Below are 18,785 nucleotides of genomic sequence, written 5' to 3'. Positions count from 1 at the left end.
GCCGATGCTGTTTACCCCTCTGCTGACCGGTGCGCTGGAAACCTCGCTGAATAACCTGCTGTTTCGCGATCGCGGCATGAAAGCCGCCCGCCAACGCCTGGCGGGCAAGGTGCTGCGCATCGAACTGGAAGAGTTGGCTTCGCCGCTGGTGCTGGTGTTCAGCGAACTGCGCGTGGATGTGCTGGGGCAGTCTGAAGACAGCGCCGATTGCACCGTGCGTAGCCGCATTCCCTCCTTGCTGAAGCTGCGCGATCGCCAGCAGTTGCCGGTGCTGATGCGCAGCGGCGAATTGACGGTGGAAGGCGATATTCAGGTGGTGCAACAGCTGGTTGGCCTGCTCGATCTGGCGGAGTGGGATCCGGCGGAGTGGCTGGCGCCCTACATCGGCGATATCGCCGCCCAAGGCATTACACAGGCGCTGGGAAAAGGCGCCTCGCTGCTGAAAGCCGGCTTTATGCGCCGGCAGCAAGACATGGCTGAGGCGCTGACGGAAGAGTGGCGCCTGGCGCCGGGGCCGCTGGAGGTGGTGTGGTTCAACGAAGAAGTTGACGCACTCGCCCGCGGCGCGGAAGCGCTGATTGCCCGCATGGACAAGTTGGAGGGCAAGCGATGACCCCAGGCGAACTGCGCCGTTTGTATTTTATCGTCCGCGTTTTTCTCAGCTACGGGCTGGACGAGCTGATCCCTAAAATGCGGTTGACGCTGCCGCTGCGCTTTGGCCGCCGGCTGCTGTTCTGGATGCCGAATCGGCACAAGGACAAACCGCTGGGTGAACGTCTGCGGCTGGCGCTGCAGGAACTGGGGCCGGTCTGGATCAAGTTTGGCCAAATGATGTCGACCCGTCGCGATCTGTTTCCGCCGCACATTGCCGATCAGCTGACGCTGCTGCAGGATCGGGTGGCGCCTTTCGATGGCGCGTTGGCGCGTAAGCATATCGAGCTGGCGATGGGCGGCCCGCTGGAGACCTGGTTCGATGACTTCGATCAGCAGCCGCTGGCCTCTGCCTCGATCGCGCAGGTGCATACCGCGCGGTTGAAAACCACCGGCCAGGAAGTGGTGCTGAAGGTGATCCGGCCGGATATCGGGCCGATCATCAAGGCCGACGTGCGTCTGATGTACCGGTTGGCAGGCTGGGTGCCGAAGCTGTTGCCGGACGGCCGCCGTCTGCGCCCGCGCGAAGTGGTACGCGAGTATGAGAAAACTCTACTGGACGAATTGAACCTGCTGCGCGAAGCGGCTAACGCCATTCAGCTGCGCCGCAATTTCGACGGCAGCCCAATGCTGTACGTACCGGAAGTTTATTCCGACTACTGCCGCGAAAGCGTATTGGTGATGGAGCGCATTTACGGCATTCCGGTCTCGGACATCGCCACGCTGGAACAGCAGGGCACCAACATGAAACTGTTGGCGGAACGCGGCGTCCAGGTGTTCTTTACCCAGGTCTTCCGCGACAGCTTCTTCCATGCGGACATGCATCCCGGTAATATTTTCGTCAGCTACGAACATCCGGAAGATCCTTGCTACATCGGCATCGACTGCGGCATCGTCGGTTCGCTGAACAAGGATGATAAACGTTACCTGGCGGAAAACTTCATCGCCTTCTTCAACCGCGATTACCGCAAGGTGGCGGAACTGCACGTCGACTCCGGGTGGGTGCCGCGCGACACCAACGTGGAAGACTTCGAATTCGCCATCCGCACCGTGTGCGAGCCGATTTTCGAGAAGCCGCTGGCGGAGATTTCCTTCGGCAACGTGCTGCTGAACCTGTTCAACACCGCGCGACGCTTCAATATGGAAGTGCAGCCGCAGCTGGTGTTATTGCAGAAGACCTTGCTGTATGTTGAAGGACTGGGGCGTCAGCTCTATCCGCAGCTGGATCTGTGGACCACCGCCAAGCCGTTCCTCGAGAGCTGGCTGCGCGATCAGGTCGGCATTCCCGCCGTGGTGCGTGCGCTGAAAGAGAAAGCGCCGTTCTGGGCGGAGAAGCTGCCGGAACTGCCCGAGCTGTTTTACGATAGCTTGCAGCAGCATAAACTGTTGCAACAAAGCGTTGATAAGCTGACCAACCAGATGCAGGCTCAGCGGGTTCGTCAGGGGCAGTCACGTTATTTGTTCGGCGTTGGCGCTACACTGTTGGTAAGCGGCACGCTGTTGCTGCTGGGGCAAATCGAGGTGTTTCCCGCCTGGATGATGGCCGCCGGCATCGTATGCTGGGTGATTGGCTGGAAGCGAACCACCTGATTTAATTCGTTACTCTGGTAAAGTCGGCTCTATAATGCGGGCTGGCTTTAAAAGACCCTTTAAAATTAGAGGTAATTAAAATGGGCGGTATTAGTATTACGCAATTGTTGATCATCGCAGTGATCGTGGTGCTGTTGTTCGGTACCAAAAAACTGCGCACGCTGGGCTCCGATCTCGGCGCCTCGATCAAGGGCTTCAAGAAGGCGATCGGCGACGATACGCCATCGACCCCCAACACGGCTGAGAAAAGCAGCCTGGATGACGCTGACTTCTCGGCCAAGCCTATTACCGATAAGCAGCCGGAAGTGAAACCGGAAGAGTCGAAGAACAAAGAGCAGGTATAAACCGTGTTTGACATTGGGTTTAGTGAGCTGCTGCTGGTGCTGGTAATCGGCCTGGTTGTTCTGGGGCCGGAACGCTTGCCGGTCGCGGTCAGAACGGTATCGGGCTGGATCCGCGCGCTGCGCTCGCTGGCGGCCTCGGTGCAGCACGAACTGTCTCAGGAGCTGAAGCTGCAGGAGCTGCAGGACAGCCTGAAAAAAGCGGAACAGGCCGGCCTGCAGAACCTGACGCCGGAACTGAAGGCGTCGATGGATGAGCTGAAAGACGCGGCGGAATCATTGAAACGCACCTACCAGGGCGAGAAAGAAGAGCTGGCGAACACCATTCATAACCCGCAGATCACCGATCCGGAAGCCTTGCACGACGGCGTGACGCCGGCGGAAGCGGCAACCCGCGCCAGTGCGCCCGCCGCCGCGCCAAAACCGGCAGCGGAACCTGAAGCCGTCGCGCCGGTGGCGGCGCAACCGGCTAAAGCGCCGGCGGAAACCGCGCCGGCACCTGTCGAACCTGTTGCGGATAAAACCCCAGCGTCTCACCAACCTAGTGGCGATCGTTAATACATGGCTGTTGAAGATACCCAACCCCTTATCAGTCATCTGATAGAGCTGCGCAAGCGGCTGCTTAACTCGATTATTTGCGTGCTGGCGGTGTTCGTGGTGCTGGTGTTTTTCGCCAACGACATCTACCAGTTGGTCTCTGCGCCGCTGCTCAAGCAGCTGCCGGCCGGGGCGAGCATGATCGCTACCGACGTGGCGTCACCGTTCTTTACGCCGATCAAGCTGACCATGATCGTCTCGGTGTTCGTCTCCGCGCCGATGATTTTGTATCAGGTGTGGGCATTCATCGCGCCGGCGCTGTACAAGCATGAACGCCGCCTGATGATGCCGCTGCTGGTGTCCAGCAGCCTGCTGTTCTACCTCGGCATGGCTTTCGCCTACTTCATCGTGTTCCCGCTGGCCTTCGGCTTCTTTGCCAAGACCGCGCCGATGGGGGTGACCATTGCCACCGACATCAAAAACTACCTCGATTTCGTCATGGCGCTGTTTATGGCGTTCGGTGTCGCCTTCGAAGTGCCGGTCGCCATCATTCTGCTGTGCTGGAGTGGCGTCACCTCGCCGGAAGATCTGAAGAAGAAACGGCCGTATGTGTTGGTCGGCGCGTTTGTGGTCGGCATGCTGTTGACGCCGCCGGACGTGTTCTCGCAAACCCTGTTGGCAATACCGATGTACCTGCTGTTTGAAGTGGGGGTGTTCTTCGCTCGCTTCTATACCGGCAAACGTCGTCTGCAGGCGGAAGAAGAAGACGAGGGTGACGAACCGCCAGCCCCTTGATCCATCTTGATTGCTAAGCCGCCCATTGGGCGGCTTTTGCTTTGGAAAAAACCATGTTTGATATCGGCGTTAACCTCACCAGCAGCCAATTCGCCAAAGACCGCCAGGCGGTAGTGGAGCGCGCCCGCGCGGCGGGCGTTACCGGGATATTGATTACCGGCACCGATCTGGCAGAGAGCCGCGAAGCGGCGGAATTGGCGCAGCAGCATGCGGGCTACGGTTGGTCTACCGCCGGTGTGCATCCGCATTACGCCAGCGGTTGGGATGAACAGACCGCCGAGCAGATTTATGCGTTAGCCGCACGCCCTGAAGTGGCGGCGATCGGCGAATGCGGCCTGGATTTCAATCGCAATTTCTCGACGCCCGTACAGCAGGAAGCGGCGTTCACCGCGCAGCTGGCGCTGGCGACGGAGTTGGCGCTGCCGGTGTTTCTTCATTGCCGCGACGCACACGCACGTTTTGCCGAGCTACTGACGCCGTGGTTGGATAAACTGCCCGCGGCCGTGGTGCACTGCTTCACCGGCACCGCCGAAGAATTAACAAGCTGCCTGTCGCTGGGTCTGTCGATCGGGATCACCGGTTGGGTCTGCGACGAGCGGCGCGGCCTGGAATTGCGCGCCCTGTTGCCGCAGATCCCGGCCGAGCGTCTGCTGCTGGAAACGGACGCCCCTTATCTGTTGCCCCGGGATTTACAGCCTAAACCCGCATCTCGCCGCAACGAACCCTGTTTCCTGCCCCATATCGTGCAGCAGGTCGCCGTCTGGCGACAGGAAGAGCCGCAATGGCTGGGGCAAAAAACCGATGAGAACGCCCGCCGGCTATTCCGGCTGGTTTGAGCTAGGAGAAAACTATGAGCTATGCATTTCCGGGCACCTTCCCTGGTCGCCGTATGCGCCGCGTGCGCCGTCACGACTTCAGCCGCCGCCTGGTGGCCGAGAACCAACTGACGGTCAACGACCTGATTTATCCGGTGTTTGTCATGGAAGGCAGCAACCGCCAGGAAGAAGTGGCCTCGATGCCGGGCGTATCGCGCATGACGATCGATCTGCTGGTGAAGGAAGCGGAAACCATCGCCAAACTTGGCGTGCCGGTGATTTCCCTGTTCCCGGTAATTGAACCGAGCCTGAAATCGCTGCATGCGGAAGAAGCCTATAACCCAGAAGGGTTGGTACAGCGCACGGTGCGCGCGCTGAAAGACGCGGTGCCTGAGCTGGGCATTCTGACCGACGTGGCGCTCGATCCCTACACCACGCATGGGCAGGACGGGGTGATCGATGAGCAGGGTTATGTGATTAACGACGTGACCAAAGACATTCTGGTGCGTCAGGCGCTGTCCCATGCCGAAGCGGGCGCGGAAATCGTGGCGCCGAGCGACATGATGGACGGCCGCATCGGGGCGATCCGCGATCGTCTGGAATTGCAGGGCCTGGTGAATACCCAAATCATGGCTTACTCCGCCAAGTATGCTTCCTGCTACTACGGCCCGTTCCGCGATGCGTTGGGCTCCAGCGGCAACCTGAAGGGCGGCAACAAGAAGACCTATCAGATGGATCCGGCCAACAGCGACGAAGCGCTGCAGGAGATTGCGCAGGATCTGCAGGAAGGTGCGGACATGGTGATGGTGAAACCGGGCATGCCGTACCTCGACGTCGTGCGCCGCGTGAAGGATACCTTCGGTGTGCCAACCTTCGCTTATCAGGTGTCCGGCGAGTACGCCATGCATATGGCGGCGATTCAGAACGGCTGGCTGCAGGAGCAACCTGCGGTGATGGAATCGTTGATGTGCTTCAAACGCGCCGGCGCCGACGGCGTGCTGACCTACTTCGCCAAGCGTGTCGCCCAGTGGCTGCACGACGATGCGATGCGTCGCTAAGCGCAAAATGAGCCAACAAAAAGGCGCCTGAGGGCGCCTTTTGCATTACATCTTCTGGAACTGTCGGTTGTCGATGCTTTGACTGACCTGCTTGTTGATCAGGTTCAGCAACAACATGGAACGCGCCTCGCCGTCCGGTTCGGTGTAGATCGCCTGCAGCCCTTCGAACACGCCGTCGACGATCAGAACGGTATCCCCTGGCTGTGGGGTTTCCGGATCGACATAGGTTTCGCTGGCGTGCGTGCGCAGCTCATCGATCACCTTGCTCGGGATGACGCTCGGCAACGCGCCGAAACGCACGAAGTGGCTGACGCCACGGGTGGCGCTGATGGTGGTGGTGTGAATGCGCTCCGGGTCGAACTCCACAAACAGATAGTTGGGAAACAGGGGTTCGCTGACCGCGATGCGCTTACCACGCACGATCTTTTCCAGCGTGATGATCGGGCTGAGGCAGTTTACCTGCTGCCGTTCCAGATGTTCCTGCGCCCGCAACAGCTGACCGCGTTTGCAATAAAGTAGATACCAGGATTCCATAGTTTCACATGCCTTTCTGCCAGCCGGTAAGCATATCAAAAGCTATTCCGGATACATAGTGATGCAAGTTTCAGCGTGTAACATCACCTATCTCTATGAATCTGCGGCTATTAGCGAGGGGTCACACACTTATCGATACGGCGCTGGTATAACAGAGGGCTAAAAATTTGTTACCGTCACAGTATGGCAGGCGTTGCGCCGCTGGCTGTGACGCTATTCATCGTTTTGACCGAGAGGGAAAGAAATGGAGCTGTTTCTGTTGAGCAACGGCAAGCTGTCTGGCGAAGCCGAGCTGCTGGGGTACGCCAAAAGCCAACTGCTGGCGATGATTGCGCGTCGCGGCATCAAATCCGCCGTCTTTATCCCTTACGCCCTGATCCGTTACGACTACGACCAGCGTGCGCAGGAGCTGGCGCAAACGCTGGGCATTGAAGTCACCAGCATCCATCACGCGGCTTCGCCGGCGGCGGCGATCGCGCAGGCGGAGTGCATTTTGGTCAGCGGCGGCAATACCTGGTTGCTGAACCAAATGCTGCACGAACAAGGCCTGATCGTGCCCATCCAGCGCGCGGTGCGCGAGCGTGAAGTGCCTTACGTCGGCTGGAGCGCCGGCTGCAACGTGGCCACGCCGAGCATTCGCACCACCAATGACATGCCGGTGCGCTGCAGCGTGGTGCTGCCGGCGCTGGGGCTGTTCCCGGTGCAGATCAACCCGCACTACATCGACGCACATATCAGCGGCCACATGGGCGAAACCCGTGACGAGCGCCTGGCGGAGTTCTGCGCGGTCAATCCAAGCGAGTCGGTGGTGGCGCTGCGTGAAGGTAGCCTGCTGCACGTTGAAGGCAATGCGCTGCGTTACTTCAGCGCTAACGGGCAGGGCTTCAAGGTGTTCCGCCACGGTGAGGAGACGCGTGAATATCAGGATACGCGCGCGCTGGCTGCGCTGGTGCCGTTCAACTGCGGCTGAGGGCCACCCGGCGGCGGGCGGCGTTAACAAAATTGCAGCAACAACCGTGAAGAGGGCTTATAATGCCCTCCCCACTGGCCGTTATAATGATCAGCATGAAATACCGTGACTTACGCGATTTCCTCTCGTTGCTGGAGAAGAGAGGGGAACTAAAACGCATCAGCCAGCCGATCGATCCTTACCTGGAAATGACGGAGATTGCCGATCGCACCCTGCGAGCGGGCGGTCCGGCACTGCTGTTTGAAAACCCGAAAGGGTATGATATGCCGGTGCTCTGTAACCTGTTCGGCACCGCCAATCGCGTGGCGATGGGCATGGGGCAGGAAGACATCAGCGCGCTGCGCGAAGTCGGCAAACTGCTGGCGTTCCTCAAAGAACCGGAGCCGCCGAAAGGCTTCCGCGATCTGTTCGACAAAATGCCAAAGTTCAAGCAGGTGCTGAACATGCCGACCAAGGTGCTGGGATCCGCGCCTTGTCAGGAGCAGGTATGGCAGGGTGACGATGTCGATCTGGGCCGTATTCCGGTGATGCACTGCTGGCCGGAAGACGCTGCGCCGCTGATCACCTGGGGGCTGACGGTGACCCGCGGCCCGCATAAGGAACGGCAAAACCTCGGCATCTATCGCCAGCAGGTGCTGGGCAAGAACAAAGTGATCATGCGCTGGCTGTCGCATCGCGGTGGCGCGCTGGATTATCAGGAGTGGTGCCAGGCGCACCCGGGTGAGCGTTTCCCGGTCGCGGTGGCGCTGGGCGCCGATCCCGCTACCATCCTCGGTGCGGTCACGCCGGTGCCGGATACCCTGTCTGAATATGCCTTTGCCGGGCTGCTGCGCGGCAACAAAACCGAAGTGGTCAAGTGCCTTTCCAACGATCTGGAAGTGCCCGCCAGCGCCGAAATCGTGCTTGAAGGCTATATCGAGCCGGGTGAAATGGCGCCGGAAGGCCCCTACGGCGACCACACCGGTTACTACAATGAAATCGACCAGTTCCCGGTGTTCACCGTTACTCACATCACCCAGCGCCGCAACGCGATCTACCACTCGACCTACACCGGCCGCCCGCCGGATGAGCCGGCGATCCTGGGCGTGGCGCTGAATGAAGTGTTCGTGCCGATCCTGCAAAAGCAGTTCCCGGAAATCGTCGATTTCTATCTGCCGCCGGAAGGGTGCTCGTACCGCCTGGCGGTAGTGAGCATGAAAAAACAGTACGCTGGCCACGCTAAACGCGTGATGATGGGCGTCTGGTCGTTCCTGCGGCAGTTTATGTACACCAAATTTGTTATCGTCTGTGATGATGACGTCAATGCGCGCGACTGGAACGACGTGATTTGGGCGATCACCACACGAATGGATCCGGCAAGGGATACCGTTCTGGTGGAGAATACGCCGATCGACTATCTGGACTTCGCCTCGCCGGTTTCCGGCCTGGGTTCGAAGATGGGGCTGGACGCCACCAATAAATGGCCGGGTGAAACCGATCGCGAATGGGGCCGTCCGATTCAGATGGATGAAAAGGTACGTGCGCGCGTCGACGAAATCTGGGATGAGCTCGCAATCTTCAGTGACAGGGAACCGACGTTATAGCGTCAGGCCCTGTTCTCAGCTTTGCATTGATGACCCGACAGAGGGAACGCATGACAATATTGAGCTGTAAAGTGACCTCGGTAGAGGCCATTACCGATACGGTTTATCGGGTACGTCTGGTGCCCGAACAGCCGTTTTCTTTCAAGGCAGGGCAATATCTGATGGTGGTGATGGATGAGCGCGACAAGCGTCCGTTCTCACTGGCATCAACCCCGACGCAGCAAGATTACATCGAGCTGCATATCGGCGCTTCGGAGCTGAATCTGTACGCCATGGCGGTGATGGATCGCATCCTGAAAGAGCAGGCGATCACCGTTGACGTGCCGCATGGCGACGCCTGGCTGCGGGAAGAGGGCAGCCGTCCGCTGGTGCTAATCGCCGGCGGCACCGGTTTCTCTTACGCGCGTTCAATCCTGTTGACCGCGCTGGAGCAGCAGCCGGATCGCGACATTTCAATCTACTGGGGCGGACGTGAGCTGAAGCACCTGTACGATTTGAGCGAGCTGGAAGCGCTGTCGTTGCAGCATCCGAATCTGAAGGTGATCCCGGTGGTCGAGCAGCCGGAGGCTGAATGGCGTGGCCGCAGCGGCACCGTGCTTAGCGCGGTGCTGCAGGATTTCGGCACGCTGGCGGAGCATGACATTTACATCGCCGGGCGTTTCGAGATGGCGAAAATCGCCCGCGAGCGTTTCTGTGCCGAGCGCGGCGCGCTGGAAGCGCATATGTTTGGCGACGCGTTTTCGTTTATCTGACAGAGGCGATGCGCAGTGAACGGGGTGGCCGAGGGTCGCCCCGTTTTTATTTGGGCGTCGGCAAATTTCAGGCATAAAAAACCCGCCCCTGACAGGCGGGAAGAACGGCAACTAAACTTGGCGGGATGCCGCGATTTGAAGTGGTGACGCGGTCATCCCAAGATAGACACAGCTAAACGCGTTCAAACACGGTGGCGATACCCTGGCCCAGGCCGATGCACATGGTCGCCAGGCCGAACTGCGCGTCGCGACGTTCCATGTTGTTCAACAGGGTGGTCGAGATGCGGGAGCCTGAACAGCCCAGCGGGTGGCCGAGCGCGATGGCGCCGCCGTTCAGGTTAATCTTGTCGTCGATGCTGTCCATCAGCCCCAGATCCTTGATGCACGGCAGAGACTGGGCGGCGAACGCTTCGTTCAGCTCGAACAGATCGATGTCCTGCACGCTCAGACCGGCGCGTTTCAGCGCCAGCTTGCTGGCCGGCACCGGGCCGTAGCCCATGATGGACGGATCGCAGCCGACGACCGCCATCGAGCGGATGCGGGCGCGGGCCTTCAAACCGAGCGCTTTGGCGCGCGATTCGCTCATCAGCAGCATGGCGGAAGCGCCGTCCGACAGGGCGGAGGAGCTGCCGGCGGTGACGGTGCCGTTGACCGGATCGAACGCCGGGCGCAGGGCCGACAGGCTTTCGACGGTGGTCTCCGGGCGAATGACTTCATCGAAATCGTAACGGGTCAGCACGCCGTCGGCGTCGTGGCCGTTGGTCGGTATGATCTCGTTTTTGAAGTAACCCGCCAGCGTCGCCGCATGCGCGCGCTGGTGGGAGCGGGCGGCAAATTCATCCTGCATCTGGCGACTGATGTTGTGCATCTTGGCCAGCATTTCGGCGGTCAGCCCCATCATCCCGGCGGCTTTGGCCACGCTGCGGCTCAGGCCCGGATGGAAATCCACGCCGTGATTCATCGGCACATGGCCCATGTGTTCCACGCCGCCGATCAGGCTGACGTGCGCGTCGCCCACCATGATGGCGCGCGCCGCGTCGTGCAGCGCCTGCATCGAAGAACCGCACAGGCGGTTGACGGTCACCGCCGGCACGCGGTGCGGGATCTCGGCCAGCAGCGCGGCGTTGCGGGCGATGTTGAAGCCTTGTTCCAGCGTCTGCTGCACGCAGCCCCAGTAAATGTCATCAATCTCGGCGGCGTCCAGCGCCGGGTTGCGGCTCAGCACTTCACGCATCAGGTGAGCGGAGAGATCTTCGGCGCGTACCTGGCGGAAGGCGCCGCCCTTGGAGCGGCCCATCGGCGTGCGTACGGCATCAACAATAACTACGTTTTCCATCTTTATGACCTCATGCCGGTTGGCGGGTAGCGACGTCGGACAGCGGTGTCGCCACCGGGTAGTAGCTTTCATTGCGTTCGGCCTTGGCGCGCAGACCGGCCGGCACCTGGTACAGGGCGCCGAGGTGTGCGTAACGCTGGGCCAGCTCAACGTAGTTGGCGGTGCCGAGCGTATCCAGGTAGCGGAACGCGCCGCCGTGGAACGGAGGGAAACCGATGCCGTAGACCAACGCCATATCGGCTTCGGCCGGGCTGGCGACGATCTTTTCTTCCAGGCAACGCACCACTTCGTTGATCATCGGGATCATCATGCGCGCGATGATTTCTTCGTCGCTGATGGTCTGGCGCGGTTGGCTCACTTCGGCCAGCAGCGCATCGGTTTGCTCATCGTTGTCCTTGCGCGGCTTGCCTTTGCTGTCCTGGCTGTAGCGGTAGAAGCCCAGTTGATTTTTCTGACCGAAGCGCTGGTTGTCGAACATCACGTCAATGGCGTCACGGTAGTCTTTGCTCATGCGATCCGGGAAACCGGCGGCCATCACGGCCTGCGCGTGGTGCGCGGTGTCGATGCCCACGACGTCGAGCAGGTAGGCCGGGCCCATCGGCCAGCCGAACTGTTTTTCCATCACTTTATCGATTTGACGGAAGTCGGCGCCGTCGCGCAGCAGCAGGCTGAAGCCGGCGAAGTACGGGAACAGCACGCGGTTGACGAAGAAGCCCGGGCAATCGTTCACCACGATCGGCGTTTTGCCCATGCGGCTGGCGTAGGCCACCACTTTGGCGATGGTGTCATCGCTGGTCTGTTCGCCGCGGATGATTTCAACCAGCGGCATGCGGTGCACCGGGTTAAAGAAGTGCATGCCGCAGAAGTTTTGCGGGCGCTTCAGCGATTTTGCCAGGTGATTAATCGGAATGGTCGAGGTGTTCGACGCCAGAACGGTGTCTTCACCGATCAGGCCTTCCACTTCCGACAGCACGGCGGCTTTGACTTTCGGATTCTCGACGACCGCCTCAACGATCACCTGCGCGCGCTCGATGCCGGCGTAGTCCAGCGTCGGCTGAATGGTCGACAGCACCTGCGCCATTTTCAGGCCATCCAGCTTGCCGCGCTCCAGCTGCTTGTTGAGCAGCTTGGCCGCTTCGCTCATGCCCAGCGTCAGCGACTTGTCGCTGATGTCTTTCATGATCACCGGTACGCCTTTCAGCGCCGATTGGTAGGCGATGCCGCCGCCCATGATGCCGGCGCCCAGCACCGCCGCCTGTTTTGGCGCATCCACATTCTTGGCCAGCTTTTTCGCCTGGCCCTTCACGAACTGATCGTTAAGGAAGATGCCGACCAGCGCGCGCGCTTCGTTGGAGCGGGCCAACGGCACGAAGCTGGCGGTTTCCAGTTTCAGCGCTTCATCGCGACCCAGCTTGGCGGCGGCTTCAATGGTCTTCACCGCGGTCATCGGCGCCGGGTAATGTTTACCGGCGGTCTGCAGCACCATGCCTTTGGCGGTGGTGAAGCTCATCGCCGCTTCAATCGGGCTGAGTTTCAGCGGCTCCAGCTTAGGTTGACGCGCGGCGCGCCAGTCCAGCTTGCCGTCGATCGCCTGTTGCAGCATGTTGAGCGCCGCTTCGGCCAGTTTTTCCGGCACCACTACCGCATCGACCAGGCCGACTTTCAACGCGTCTTTGGCGCTGACGTCTTTGCCGGCGGCGATGATTTCCAGCGCGCTGTCGTTACCCAGCAGGCGTGGCAGACGGACGGAACCGCCGAAGCCCGGCATGATGCCCAATTTGGTTTCCGGCAGGCCGATGCGCGCGTCCGGCGAGGCGACGCGGAAATCGGTCGCCAGAATGCATTCGCAACCGCCGCCGAGCGCATAGCCGTTAATGGCCGAAATGGTCGGTACCGGCAAATCTTCCAGCCGGTTAAAGACGTTGTTGGCGAATACCAGCCACTCGTGCAGCTTTTCAGCCGGTGCGGCAAACAGAGAAAGGAATTCGGTGATATCGGCGCCGACGATAAATGCGGCTTTGGTGGAGCGCAGCAGCAGCCCCTTGAGCTCAGGCTGGTTTTCCAGCACGGTGAGCGCCTCGCCCAGGCTGGCGACGGTGCGGGTGTCCAGCTTGTTGACCGAGCCTGATGCGTTGAACACCAGCTCGGCAATGCCGTTATCGAGCCAGTGCAGTTGTAATGTTTCGCCTTGGTAGAGCATGTCTATCTCCTGAATCAGCGTATGATCTGGTATGACCAGATGAAGAGGAGTGTGGTTTTTATGTTAAAAATATGCAAATGAGAGATTGCATATTTGCCGGTCTGATCACATCTCACCAAGTTAGTGTTTTGATTTAAAACGGAGTTATATTTTATGTGCTATCGGCATTTGCTGGTGGTTGTCGGCCCTCATACACTTGCCTGCAGCGATTGATCATTCAGACGAGGTAAGGCATGACTAAGGCGGTTTGTGTCAAACGCAGCGGCTTATGGAGCATTCCCGCCAGAACCATGACGCTGGCGTGTCTGTTGGTGTTTATGGCGCAGATGGCGACGACCGTGTATCTGCCTTCGCTGCCGACGGTGATGCGCGAGCTGGCGATGAGCCGGCGCGCCACCGAGCTGTCCATTTCGATCTTCGTCATCGGCGCTGCCTTGCCGGTGCTGTTCTGGGGCGCGGCGGCCGATCGCTTTGGCCGCCGAGTGCCGCTGACGCTTTCCCTGTTTCTTTTCATTGGCTGCAGCGGGCTGTTGGCGCTGTGCAGCAACGGTACCCAACTGCTGGCGCTGCGTGCGCTGCAGGGCGTCGGCGCCGGCGGTGCGGCGATCATTGCGCGTATCATCGTGCGGGATAACTGGAGCGGTGACGAGTTGGCGCGTCGGTTATCGGTGCTCTCCATCGCTTTTATCACCGCGCTGGGCGGGGGGCAGTTTATCGGCGGCCTGCTCAGCCAATATTCGCACTGGCAGATGGGCTTCGTCCTGATGGGCGCCACCGGTTTGGCCATTCTGGCGCTGATGGTGACGCTGCCGCTTGAGGCGGGGCGCGCACGTGAGCCACGCCCAGCGATGGCGGCCACCTATTTCGCCATTCTGCGGCGGCCGGGGTTCTTCTGGCCGGCCTGCGTCGGCGGATTGGGCTTCGCCACCACGGTGACATTGCAGGAGGTGAGTCCGTTCGTCATGCAGCAGGGTTTTGGTCTCAACGTCACGGCGTTCGGTGCCCTGGGGCTGGTGATCGGCGTCGCCTACTTCAGCGGGGCGCTGACGGTGAACCGCACGGTGGCGCGTGTCGGCGGGAAAAAACTGATGCAAACCGGCAGCGGTATCGTGGCTCTGGCGACGGCGGCGATCCTGCTGTTGTGGTGGAGCGGCATTCTGGCCGGCCTTTCCGGTATGGCGCTGTTCATCGCGCTGTATTGCCTGACCATTTTTGGCCAGGCGGTGCTGTTTCCCAACAGCATGGCGATGGCCGTCAGCGATGCCAAAGAGTACGGCGCTTATGCGATGGCGCTGTGTGGCTTTCTGCAGCAGTGTCTGGCGGGCGTCGCCGCGGCTGGCGCGGTGTTGTTGGAACACCATGGCCTGTGGGCGCTGGCGATAGCGCTGCTCGGTTTGGGCGGCTGGTTAATGGTTAAGCTGCGGATGTAACGGCATTTGCAGGGAATTGCGAGCTGCTCCGCATGCCCAACGCGATGAGGTTGGTGCGCCGGAGCGCTGTGTTAAGATGACTTCTTTCGTGCTAAGGCATAAGGGTACTGTGATGGAAACGCTGGCTTCTTTGTATAACGACCACCTGGCAGAGCTGCAAAAACGCGCGCGCGAAGTGCTGGAGCGCAACAAGTTGGATGCGCTGCTGATTCACTCCGGTGAGCTGCAAAAGGTATTTTTGGACGACCATAGCTATCCGTTCAAAGTGAACGCGCATTTCAAAGCCTGGGTGCCGGTGACGTCGGTGCCGAACTGCTGGTTGTGGATCGATGGTGTCAATAAGCCGAAGCTGTGGTTCTACTCCCCGGTTGACTACTGGCACAGCGTAGAGCCGCTGCCGAACAGTTTCTGGACCAGGTCCCTCGAATTGATGCCGCTGGCCAACGCCGACGCCATCGCCCAGCAGCTTCCGCCGCAGCGCGAGCGCGTGGGCTATATCGGTTATGCGCAACAGCGCGCACGCGATCTCGGCATTTCTTCTGAAAACATCAACCCGAAAGCGGTGCTGAACTACCTGGATTTCCACCGTTCTATCAAAACCGGCTACGAGCTGGCCTGCATGCGCGAAGCGCAGAAGACGGCGGTAACCGGCCATCGTGCGGCGCATGAGGCGTTCCTCTCCGGCATGAGCGAGTTCGACATCAACCTGGCCTACCTGACGGCGACAGGCCACCGCGATACCGACGTGCCTTACGACAACATCGTAGCGCTGAACGAACACGCTTCGGTACTGCACTACACCAAGCTGGATCATCAGCCGCCGGCCGAACCCCTGAGTTTCCTTATCGACGCCGGCGCGGAATATAACGGCTATGCCGCCGATCTGACCCGCACCTACGCGGCGCAAAGCGGCAGCGAGTTCGCCCACTTGTTGAAAGATCTCAATGGTGAACAGCTGGCGCTGATCGACACCATCAAGCCCGGCGTGCGCTATACCGACTACCATGTGCAAATGCATCAGCGCATCGCCAAGCTGCTCAAGAATCACAAGTTGGTGAACGGCCTCAGCGAAGAGGCGATGGTTGAAACGGGTATTACCACGCCGTTCCTGCCGCACGGGCTGGGCCATCCGCTGGGCCTTCAGGTGCACGACGCCGCCGGCTTTATGCAGGACGAGCAAGGCACCCATCTGCCGGCGCCGTCCAAGTATCCATTCCTGCGTTGCACCCGCGTGTTGCAGCCGGGCATGGTGTTGACCATCGAGCCAGGTCTGTACTTCATCGAGTCTCTGTTGGCACCGTGGCGCAGCGGTGAATTCAAGCAGCACTTCGCCTGGGATCGCATCGATGCGCTGAAGCCGTATGGCGGCATCCGTATCGAAGACAACATCGTGATCCACGAAAAGCGCATCGAGAACATGACGCGCGATCTGAACCTGGCCTGATGCGGCCTTACCCGATACCGGCGGAAGCCACCTGCTTTACCGAAGAAATAAAGAAGAGCCGTTTTATCACCCTGCTGGCGCCGACCAGCGGGGTAGAAGCGGCAAAGGCGTTTATTCAGCAGGTGCGGGATGAGCATCCGGCGGCGCGACACCATTGTTGGGCTTTCGTCGCCGGCAGCCCCGATGACTCGCAGCAACTGGGGTTCTCAGACGACGGAGAGCCGTCGGGCACCGCCGGCAAACCGATCCTCGCGCAGCTGATGGGGAGCGGCATCGGTGAAGTGACCGCCGTGGTCGTTCGTTACTATGGCGGCGTCAAGCTGGGCACCGGCGGGCTGGTGAAAGCCTATGGCAACGGTGTTCAACAGGCGTTGAAGCAGTTGGCGTTGGCGCAAAAGGTGCCGGAAGCCGAATATATCTTGCAGTGCGACTATGCGCAGTTGGCGTTGGTGGAGAACTTGCTGCAGCAAACCGCAGGTCGGATCCTGCAGGGCGAATACGGCGCCGCCGTCGTGCTGCATCTGGCGTTGCCGGCCACCGAGGTCGAACTGTTTGGGAATAAATTGCGTGATCTCAGTCGCGGTAATTTGCAATTAACCCCCATTTCGCAATAATTCCTCCCAATTGAATTGCTAAGGATCGTGCTGAAATGCATTTTCGCGCCATAACCCGTATCGTTGGTCTGCTGGTCATCCTGTTCTCCGGGACGATGTTTATCCCCGGCCTGGTGGCATTGATTTACCGCGATGGGGCGGGGCGCGCGTTCAGCCAAACCTTCTTCGTGGCGCTGACCATCGGTCTGATGCTGTGGTGGCCGAACCGCAAACAGAAACACGAGCTGAAGCCCCGTGAAGGCTTCCTGATTGTCGTGTTGTTCTGGACCGTGCTGGGCAGCGTGGGGGCATTGCCGTTCCTGTTTTCGGAACGGCCCAACTTGTCGCTGACCGACGCCTTCTTTGAATCCTTCTCGGGATTGACGACTACCGGCGCAACGACGCTGGTGGGGCTGGACTCGTTGCCGAAGGCCATCCTGTTCTATCGCCAAATGCTGCAATGGATGGGCGGCATGGGGATCATCGTGTTGGCGGTGGCGATACTGCCGATACTTGGCGTCGGCGGCATGCAGCTGTATCGAGCGGAAATGCCCGGGCCGCTGAAAGATAACAAGATGCGTCCACGCATCGCCGAAACCGCCAAAACCCTGTGGCTAATCTATGTGTTGCTGACCGTCGCCTGTGCGCTGGCGCTCTGGGGGGCCGGGATGTCGGTGTTCGACGCCATCGGCCACAGTTTCTCGACCATCGCCATTGGCGGGTTTTCTACCCACGACGCCAGTATCGGTTATTACGCCAGTCCGACTATCAACACCATCATCGCCGTGTTCCTGCTGATTTCCGGCTGTAACTACGGCCTGCACTTCGCTTTGCTAAGCGGCCGTAGTCTGAAGGTGTACGGGCGCGATCCTGAATTCCGCATGTTCATCTTCGTTCAGTTGACGCTGGTGGTGGTATGCACGTTGGTGCTCTGGGGACATGGCGTCTATAAGAGCGGTATGGAAACGCTCAATCAGGCGTTCTTCCAGGTGGTATCGATGGCGACCACGGCCGGTTTTACGACCGACAGCATCGCCAAGTGGCCGCTGTTTCTGCCGATGTTGTTGCTGTGCTCGGCGTTCATCGGCGGCTGCGCCGGCTCGACCGGCGGCGGCCTGAAGGTGATCCGTATTCTGCTTCTGTACCTGCAGGGCTCGCGAGAGTTGAAGAGGCTGGTGCACCCCAACGCGGTCTATACCATCAAATTGGGCAATCGCGCGCTGCCGGAACGCATTCTGGAAGCGGTATGGGGATTCTTCTCCGCCTATGCGCTGGTGTTTATCGTCAGCATGCTGGCGATCATTGCCACCGGCGTTGACGATTTCTCCGCGTTCGCCGCAGTGACGGCAACACTCAATAACCTTGGCCCCGGCCTGGGCGTGGTGGCAGATAACTTCACCACGATGCCGGCGGCGGCCAAGTGGATCCTGGTGGTGACGATGCTGTTCGGGCGCCTGGAAGTGTTTACATTGCTGGTGCTGTTCACGCCAACTTTTTGGCGTGAGTGAGCCTGATATAAGGAGTACGCCATGAAGGCATTGATACTTTATTCGAGCCGTGACGGGCAAACACGTGCTATCGCTTCTTATATAGCAAGCAAGTTGCAGGACACGCTGCGTTGTGAGGTGATTGATCTGCTGCAGGCGGAACAGGTCGACCTTAGTCAGTACCAGCAGGTGATGATCGGTGCTTCTATCCGTTACGGGCACTTTAACCCGGTGCTGGATAAATTCGTTAAGCGCCATGCCGAACAGCTGAATAGGATGCCGAGCGCCTTCTTCGCCGTGAACCTGACCGCGCGTAAACCGGAAAAGCGTTCGCCGCAAACCAACGCTTATACCCGCAAGTTCCTGCTGGCCTCGCCGTGGCAGCCAAAACAGTGCGCGGTGTTTGCCGGCGCATTGCGGTATCCGCGCTATCGTTGGTTCGACCGCATCATGATTCAATTTATTATGCGTATGACGGGCGGTGAAACGGATACCAGTAAGGAAGTGGAGTACACAGATTGGCAGCAGGTCGATCGTTTCGCCCAGGAATTTAGCCAGATCCAGTACGAAAAGTGACAAAAACGCGGGTTTGGCCAGCGTTTTGCCGAAAAAATCCGCGCTTGAAAAGTTTTTTGCAATTAGGGGTTGCGGCCTGCCGAGAACTCCCTA

Annotated in this window: 18 protein-coding genes; 15 read left to right on the top strand and 3 right to left on the bottom strand. The window is 59.7% G+C overall.

What is annotated here, in order from left to right; all coding sequences use genetic code 11:
* The first annotated feature begins 4 nt into the window (after positions 1 to 4).
* The 7 genes from MMS95_RS21415 to hemB all read left to right on the top strand — a co-directional run bounded on the left by MMS95_RS21415 (position 5) and on the right by hemB (position 5,787).
* On the top strand, positions 5 to 613 hold the full coding sequence (locus MMS95_RS21415; RefSeq protein WP_088381142.1) for an SCP2 domain-containing protein: 609 nt from the start codon (positions 5 to 7) through the stop codon (positions 611 to 613).
* Positions 610 to 2,241, top strand: a complete 1,632-nt coding sequence (gene ubiB / locus MMS95_RS21410) for a ubiquinone biosynthesis regulatory protein kinase UbiB (RefSeq protein WP_004934451.1) — start codon at positions 610 to 612, stop codon at positions 2,239 to 2,241. Before MMS95_RS21415 ends, ubiB begins: the two co-directional genes overlap by 4 nt.
* 80 nt (positions 2,242 to 2,321) lie before the next feature.
* Positions 2,322 to 2,585, top strand: a complete 264-nt coding sequence (gene tatA, locus MMS95_RS21405) for a Sec-independent protein translocase subunit TatA (RefSeq protein WP_004934452.1) — start codon at positions 2,322 to 2,324, stop codon at positions 2,583 to 2,585.
* A gap of 3 nt (positions 2,586 to 2,588) precedes the next feature.
* Complete coding sequence (gene tatB / locus MMS95_RS21400; RefSeq protein ID WP_021504797.1) at positions 2,589 to 3,140, top strand: Sec-independent protein translocase protein TatB; 552 nt, start codon at positions 2,589 to 2,591, stop codon at positions 3,138 to 3,140.
* A gap of 3 nt (positions 3,141 to 3,143) precedes the next feature.
* Positions 3,144 to 3,914 carry a Sec-independent protein translocase subunit TatC gene (tatC, locus tag MMS95_RS21395; protein WP_118892555.1) on the top strand — a complete coding sequence of 257 codons (771 nt, stop codon included), beginning with the start codon at positions 3,144 to 3,146 and terminating at the stop codon, positions 3,912 to 3,914.
* A 53-nt stretch (positions 3,915 to 3,967) separates the two neighbouring features.
* Positions 3,968 to 4,750: a 3'-5' ssDNA/RNA exonuclease TatD gene (tatD, locus tag MMS95_RS21390; RefSeq protein ID WP_118892554.1), complete on the top strand. Its 783-nt coding sequence runs from the start codon at positions 3,968 to 3,970 to the stop codon at positions 4,748 to 4,750.
* Positions 4,751 to 4,764: 14 nt separating this feature from the next.
* Complete coding sequence (hemB, locus tag MMS95_RS21385; RefSeq protein ID WP_004934463.1) at positions 4,765 to 5,787, top strand: porphobilinogen synthase; 1,023 nt, start codon at positions 4,765 to 4,767, stop codon at positions 5,785 to 5,787.
* A 45-nt stretch (positions 5,788 to 5,832) separates the two neighbouring features.
* Here hemB and rfaH read toward each other — a convergent pair whose 3' ends face one another.
* Complete coding sequence (gene rfaH, locus MMS95_RS21380; RefSeq protein ID WP_004934466.1) at positions 5,833 to 6,321, bottom strand: transcription/translation regulatory transformer protein RfaH; 489 nt, start codon at positions 6,319 to 6,321, stop codon at positions 5,833 to 5,835.
* Positions 6,322 to 6,565: 244 nt separating this feature from the next.
* On the opposite strand from rfaH, the gene pepE reads away from it, so the two are divergent.
* The 3 genes from pepE (at position 6,566) to fre (ending at position 9,626) form a co-directional block, all read left to right on the top strand.
* On the top strand, positions 6,566 to 7,291 hold the full coding sequence (pepE, locus tag MMS95_RS21375; RefSeq protein WP_033631520.1) for a dipeptidase PepE: 726 nt from the start codon (positions 6,566 to 6,568) through the stop codon (positions 7,289 to 7,291).
* A gap of 62 nt (positions 7,292 to 7,353) precedes the next feature.
* Entirely contained in the window at positions 7,354 to 8,874 is a 1,521-nt protein-coding gene (ubiD, locus tag MMS95_RS21370) for a 4-hydroxy-3-polyprenylbenzoate decarboxylase (RefSeq protein WP_118892553.1), read from the top strand.
* Between the two features lie 50 nt (positions 8,875 to 8,924).
* Positions 8,925 to 9,626: an NAD(P)H-flavin reductase gene (gene fre / locus MMS95_RS21365; RefSeq protein ID WP_004934474.1), complete on the top strand. Its 702-nt coding sequence runs from the start codon at positions 8,925 to 8,927 to the stop codon at positions 9,624 to 9,626.
* A gap of 172 nt (positions 9,627 to 9,798) precedes the next feature.
* Here the strand turns inward: fre and fadA are convergent, their stop codons facing one another.
* Both fadA and fadB read right to left on the bottom strand, forming a co-directional pair.
* A complete protein-coding gene (gene fadA, locus MMS95_RS21360) occupies positions 9,799 to 10,962 on the bottom strand; it encodes an acetyl-CoA C-acyltransferase FadA (protein WP_025304928.1) in 1,164 nt (387 codons plus the stop codon).
* Between the two features lie 10 nt (positions 10,963 to 10,972).
* On the bottom strand, positions 10,973 to 13,162 hold the full coding sequence (fadB, locus tag MMS95_RS21355; RefSeq protein WP_242142249.1) for a fatty acid oxidation complex subunit alpha FadB: 2,190 nt from the start codon (positions 13,160 to 13,162) through the stop codon (positions 10,973 to 10,975).
* Positions 13,163 to 13,395: 233 nt separating this feature from the next.
* On the opposite strand from fadB, the gene MMS95_RS21350 reads away from it, so the two are divergent.
* From MMS95_RS21350 to hemG, 5 genes are all read left to right on the top strand, one after another.
* The gene (locus tag MMS95_RS21350) at positions 13,396 to 14,592 is read left to right on the top strand and encodes an MFS transporter (protein WP_242142248.1); all 1,197 of its coding nucleotides are present in this window, start codon (positions 13,396 to 13,398) and stop codon (positions 14,590 to 14,592) included.
* Positions 14,593 to 14,704: 112 nt separating this feature from the next.
* Entirely contained in the window at positions 14,705 to 16,036 is a 1,332-nt protein-coding gene (pepQ, locus tag MMS95_RS21345; protein WP_118892551.1) for a Xaa-Pro dipeptidase, read from the top strand.
* Positions 16,036 to 16,650, top strand: a complete 615-nt coding sequence (locus MMS95_RS21340; RefSeq protein WP_004934489.1) for an IMPACT family protein — start codon at positions 16,036 to 16,038, stop codon at positions 16,648 to 16,650. The genes pepQ and MMS95_RS21340 overlap by 1 nt, the downstream gene beginning before the upstream one ends.
* 35 nt (positions 16,651 to 16,685) lie before the next feature.
* Positions 16,686 to 18,137, top strand: coding sequence for a Trk system potassium transporter TrkH (gene trkH / locus MMS95_RS21335; protein WP_004934492.1), 1,452 nt, complete (start codon positions 16,686 to 16,688; stop codon positions 18,135 to 18,137).
* 21 nt (positions 18,138 to 18,158) lie between these two features.
* Positions 18,159 to 18,692 (top strand): menaquinone-dependent protoporphyrinogen IX dehydrogenase, encoded by a 534-nt coding sequence (gene hemG / locus MMS95_RS21330; protein WP_004934493.1) that lies wholly within the window; start codon positions 18,159 to 18,161, stop codon positions 18,690 to 18,692.
* Positions 18,693 to 18,785: the final 93 nt, after the last annotated feature.

The sequence above is a fragment of the Serratia sp. PGPR-27 genome (genome assembly GCF_022678525.1).
In the GTDB taxonomy this organism is placed as follows: Bacteria; Pseudomonadota; Gammaproteobacteria; order Enterobacterales; family Enterobacteriaceae; genus Serratia; species Serratia nematodiphila.
This window is presented reverse-complemented; position numbering and strand designations above follow the sequence as displayed.

Coding starts and splice junctions, on each gene's coding strand:
- hemG (WP_004934493.1), top strand. CDS start 18,159: ATGAAGGCATTGATACTTTATTCGAGCCGTGACGGGCAAACACGTGCT.
- fre (WP_004934474.1), top strand. CDS start 8,925: ATGACAATATTGAGCTGTAAAGTGACCTCGGTAGAGGCCATTACCGAT.
- ubiD (WP_118892553.1), top strand. CDS start 7,354: ATGCCCTCCCCACTGGCCGTTATAATGATCAGCATGAAATACCGTGAC.
- MMS95_RS21350 (WP_242142248.1), top strand. CDS start 13,396: ATGACTAAGGCGGTTTGTGTCAAACGCAGCGGCTTATGGAGCATTCCC.
- pepE (WP_033631520.1), top strand. CDS start 6,566: ATGGAGCTGTTTCTGTTGAGCAACGGCAAGCTGTCTGGCGAAGCCGAG.
- MMS95_RS21340 (WP_004934489.1), top strand. CDS start 16,036: ATGCGGCCTTACCCGATACCGGCGGAAGCCACCTGCTTTACCGAAGAA.
- MMS95_RS21415 (WP_088381142.1), top strand. CDS start 5: ATGCTGTTTACCCCTCTGCTGACCGGTGCGCTGGAAACCTCGCTGAAT.
- tatA (WP_004934452.1), top strand. CDS start 2,322: ATGGGCGGTATTAGTATTACGCAATTGTTGATCATCGCAGTGATCGTG.
- rfaH (WP_004934466.1), bottom strand. CDS start 6,321: ATGGAATCCTGGTATCTACTTTATTGCAAACGCGGTCAGCTGTTGCGG.
- hemB (WP_004934463.1), top strand. CDS start 4,765: ATGAGCTATGCATTTCCGGGCACCTTCCCTGGTCGCCGTATGCGCCGC.
- pepQ (WP_118892551.1), top strand. CDS start 14,705: ATGGAAACGCTGGCTTCTTTGTATAACGACCACCTGGCAGAGCTGCAA.
- ubiB (WP_004934451.1), top strand. CDS start 610: ATGACCCCAGGCGAACTGCGCCGTTTGTATTTTATCGTCCGCGTTTTT.
- fadB (WP_242142249.1), bottom strand. CDS start 13,162: ATGCTCTACCAAGGCGAAACATTACAACTGCACTGGCTCGATAACGGC.
- fadA (WP_025304928.1), bottom strand. CDS start 10,962: ATGGAAAACGTAGTTATTGTTGATGCCGTACGCACGCCGATGGGCCGC.
- tatD (WP_118892554.1), top strand. CDS start 3,968: ATGTTTGATATCGGCGTTAACCTCACCAGCAGCCAATTCGCCAAAGAC.
- trkH (WP_004934492.1), top strand. CDS start 16,686: ATGCATTTTCGCGCCATAACCCGTATCGTTGGTCTGCTGGTCATCCTG.
- tatC (WP_118892555.1), top strand. CDS start 3,144: ATGGCTGTTGAAGATACCCAACCCCTTATCAGTCATCTGATAGAGCTG.